The 4,132-nt window shown below is 71.5% G+C and carries 3 protein-coding genes; 2 read left to right on the top strand and 1 reads right to left on the bottom strand.

All coding sequences use genetic code 11. The features are described 5' to 3' along the window. Window positions 1–396 precede the first annotated feature (396 nt). The gene (locus tag ACIHAO_RS15610; protein ID WP_396558278.1) at window positions 397–1,218 is read left to right on the top strand and encodes a class I SAM-dependent methyltransferase; all 822 of its coding nucleotides are present in this window, start codon (window positions 397–399) and stop codon (window positions 1,216–1,218) included. 4 nt (window positions 1,219–1,222) lie between these two features. Here the strand turns inward: ACIHAO_RS15610 and ACIHAO_RS15615 are convergent, their stop codons facing one another. Continuing rightward, window positions 1,223–2,824: an ABC-F family ATP-binding cassette domain-containing protein gene (locus tag ACIHAO_RS15615; protein ID WP_396558280.1), complete on the bottom strand. Its 1,602-nt coding sequence runs from the start codon at window positions 2,822–2,824 to the stop codon at window positions 1,223–1,225. Between the two features lie 378 nt (window positions 2,825–3,202). On the opposite strand from ACIHAO_RS15615, the gene ACIHAO_RS15620 reads away from it, so the two are divergent. Then, window positions 3,203–3,994, top strand: coding sequence for a DUF2382 domain-containing protein (locus tag ACIHAO_RS15620; protein ID WP_396558282.1), 792 nt, complete (start codon window positions 3,203–3,205; stop codon window positions 3,992–3,994). Window positions 3,995–4,132: the final 138 nt, after the last annotated feature.

A 4,132-nucleotide genomic window follows, 5' to 3' on the forward strand; every position in this document is an offset into this window, starting at 1 on the left:
GGGGGGCGGGGGTGGTGGGGGGTGGGGGGGGGGGTTGGGGGGGGGGGGGGGCGTGTGTGCCGGCCCCCCCCCCCCCCCCCCCCACCCACCCCCCCCCCCCCCCCCCCCCCCCCCCCCCCCACGACCGCTGGGTGGTCGTGAGTGTTTCGGGTCGTTAGAACGACACATAACACTCACGACCCCCACGCGAAACCGTACATATACGCATCAAATGGCGCCTAGCGTCAGGAAGGGCGCCCTCACGACCGAACGCGCAGGCGGCTGCCGACCAGCTTCCCCAGCCCTCCGAAGAATTGAGACGCCGAAACGAATTCCCGGCACTACCACCTGAAGCGACCTGACAAAACCCCGCCATCCGTTTGACAACGCCGTTTTCGCCGGGCCATCGTCCTGCGCATGAGCGCTTACACGCGGCAGGCGATGGCGCGGCTGTTCGACCGGACGGCGGAGACCTACGACGCGCTCGGCGTCGACTTCTTCGGCGTGTTCGCCACGGAGCTGCTCGACCGGGTCGGGCTCGTCCCCGGTGAGCGGGTGCTGGACGTCGGCTGCGGCCGGGGCGCGGTGCTGTTCCCGGCCGCCGAGCGGGTCGGCCCCGAGGGATCGGTGCTGGGTATCGACCTGTCCGCGGAAATGGTCGAGCGCACCGCGAAGGACATCGAGGCGCGCGGAGCCCACGCCTCGGTTTCCCTTATGGACGCTCAAGAACCGACGCTGGACGAGGCCGCGTTCGACGTGCTCCTCGCGTCGTTCGTGGTGTTCTTCCTGCCGGATCCGCTTGCCGGTCTGCGGTCGTGGCATCGTCTGCTCGCGCCGGGCGGCCGGATGGGGGTGACCACGTTCGGCGCCGACGATCCGCGGTGGGCGGCCGTTCGCGAGGTGTTCAAACCGTTCGTACCGGCGGAGCTGGCCTGGACCTTGGCCGTCAGGTCCGGCCTGTTCGCCACCGTCGAGGGGTTCGGCCAGGCCGTGGAGTCGGCGGGCTTCACCGGTGTCACGTCCGTGGAACGTGTTTATCCGGTGAAGTTCGCCGACCCCGGGCACTGGATCACCTGGTCCTGGTCGCACGGCCAGCGGATGTTCTGGGAACTGATCCCGGAAGACCGCCTCGACGCCGTGCGCCGGGCCGTGCTCGCGGAGCTCGAGCCGCTGCGCGAACCCGACGGGAGCGTGGTGCTGGCGCAGACCGTGCGCTACACCCTCGCCCACCGCGGTTGACGGCTCACAGCGCGAGCCTCGGCCAGGATTCCGTGTCCCGCGACAGCTGCCTGTCGTGCGTGGCGATCACCACCGCGGCCGGGGTCACCTCGAGTGCGGCGGTCAGCTCGTCGACGAGCGTGGCGGACAGGTGGTTGGTCGGCTCGTCCAGCAACACCACGTGTGGACGCCGGGCCAGCACCAGTGCCAGGTCCAGCCGTCGCCGGGCACCGACCGACAGTTCGGCCACCGGACGGCGCCGGTCGTAGCCGCCGAGCAGACCCAGCTCGCCCAGCCCCGGCCCCGGGATCCCGGCCCTGGCGAGCTGTTCGTCGTACAGCTCGATCGCCGTCCGCCTGGCAGGCAGGTCGGACTCCTGCCCCAGCCTGCCGATCCGCGCCGAGCGGGAACGGGTGACCGTGCCGGTCCCCGGTTCCAGTTCCCCGGCCAGCACGGCCAGGAGCGTCGATTTGCCCGCGCCGTTGGGGCCGGTGACCACCAGCCGGTCGCCGCTTTCCAGCGCCAGCTCGACCGGTCGCGTGAGCCGCCCGGGCACCGTCACCCCGGCGGCACGGAGCAGCGTCGCGCCGCCGTGCGACGGCAGGTCCGGCATGGCGAACCGGGCTGGCGGCGGCGGAACCGCCACCACATGCCCGGCCAGCTCTTCCTGCCTCCGGTGGACCGCGCGGACCAGCCCCGGCGCGCGAGTGGCCCGGACATGCCTGCCGGTGCCCTTGGGCGGCCGCCAGTTGTCGCGCAACCGGTTCCGCGCCGCGGACAGATCGTCCGCCAGGCGTTGCCGTTCGGCGATCTGTTCGGCGTGCGCCGCTTCCCAGCGGGCACGTTCGGCTCGACGGGCCTCGACGTAGGCGGCGTAGCCACCGCCGTAGACGCGCGGCCGGTCGTCACTCGACGGATCGAGGTCGATCACCGTGGTGGCCACGTCCGCGAGCAGCGCCCGGTCATGGCTGACCAGGACGACGACGCCAGGATGAGCGCGCAACCGTTCGGTGAGGTGGTCGAGTCCGGCGGCGTCGAGGTGGTTGGTCGGCTCGTCCAGCAGCAGGACGGGATGTCCCGCGCCGAGCAGGCAGGCCAGACGCACCCGGTGCCGCTGCCCGACCGACAGTGTCCCGAGTGGACGATCACGGTCGTCGACGGCGTTCAAGGCGGCCAGTGACACTTCGACACGCCTGTCGGCGTCCCACGCGTCGAGGGCCTCAGCCTCCTCCAGCGCGGCGGCGAAGGCGTCGTCCGCACCAGGACGGCCGTCGCCGAGCGCCTCGGTGGCGGCCTCCAGGCGAGTCAGCGCGGCGCGGACGGCGGCCAGTTCGAGGTCGATCAGCGCGCCGACGGTGTCGTCCGCGCCGAGTGGGATCTGCTGGTCGGCGACACCGGCCGAACCCGAGCGGTGCACCTCGCCGCGGTCGGCGGCGAGGTCGCCGGCGAGCACTCGGAGAAGGGTGGTCTTGCCGCGACCGTTCTCCCCGACGATGGCGACACGCTCACCGGCTGCCGCGACGAGGTCGACCCCGGAGAGCACGGGCCGTCCCCCGAAGGAGAGGTGGACGCCGGACAGGCGGACGTGCGCCGCGCGCACAGGCGCGGGCGAAAGAGGGGATGACATGAAGGACTGCCTCCAGCGAAAAGTGATGAGCAGGAAGAACGAACTCCGGTACCGCGGCTCGCGGTACCGGTGGAGGCGTCGTTCCTCAGAGGAACAGCAGTTGCTGCATCACGATCACGAGGGTAGGCCAGGTCCGGAGCTCCCGCATCCGATTTTCCGGACGGCGCGAGATCCACACCTTCGCACCAATCCGAACCCGGCGGTCACCCCGCGCAGACACCCTTCCACCTGCGACGACACGCCGTTCCCTAGCCCGTGAGAGCGTCTTCAAACCACCACTTTCGGGGGTCACCCACAGATGCACCACGCCGGTTGCCATGATCACCGGCCCGGCTGACGGTGGCCTTCTCAGCAGCATCGTTCGAGAGGAGCACGCCGATGGCGAAGACCATGCAGCCGCAGGAACTCATCGACAGCGCCGTGGTGGACCCGACCGGGAACAAACTCGGGAAGGTCGGCAACGTCTATCTCGCCGACGCGACCCGCCAGCCGGAGTGGATCACCGTCAAAACGGGTCTGTTCGGCACCAAGGAGAGTTTCGTCCCGCTCTCGGGCGCTCACGCGGACCGCGACGGCGTGCACGTCCGCGTCGACAAGGACGCCGTCACCGACGCGCCCCGGATCGAGGCCGACGGACACCTGTCCGCGGAGGAGAGCGCGCAGCTGTACAAGCACTACGGGCTGCCGATGCCGCGGACGTCGCCGGACGGCCGGATGGACGACCGGGCGCAGGCGCGACCGGGCGGCACAGGTCGCGACAAGGCCGCGATGAACGCGGGCGCCGGCATGAAGGATCGGGACACCGAGCCCACCATGACGCGCTCCGAGGAGCGGCTGAACGTCGGCACCGAGCAGGTCGAGACCGGCCATGTCCGGCTGCGCAAGTACGTCGTCACCGAAGACCAGCAGGTCACCGTCCCGGTCAGTCACGAAGAAGTCCGGATCGAACGGGAGCCGATCACGAGGCAGAGCGGCGAGCGGGCGGAGATCGCCGAGGACGAACAGGAAGTCGTGCTGCACGCCGAGAAACCGGTGGTGGACAAGGAAACCGTCGCGGTCGAACGGGCGAGGCTCAAGACCGAGACCGTCACCGAGGACCAGACGATCTCCGGCAAGGTGCGCAAGGAACAGTTCGAGGTCACGGACGACGAGGGCAAGCACCGCAAGTAGTGACCTGGAGCGGGGGGGGGGGGGGGGGGGCCCCCCCCCGGGGGGGGCGGGGGGGGCGGGGGGGGGGGGGGGGGGCCCCCCCCCCCCCCCCCCCCCCCCCCCCCCCCCGCCGGCCCCCCCCCCCCCCCCCCCCCCCGG

The sequence above is a fragment of the Amycolatopsis sp. NPDC052450 genome, from assembly GCF_044547565.1.
In the GTDB taxonomy this organism is placed as follows: Bacteria; Actinomycetota; Actinomycetes; order Mycobacteriales; family Pseudonocardiaceae; genus Amycolatopsis.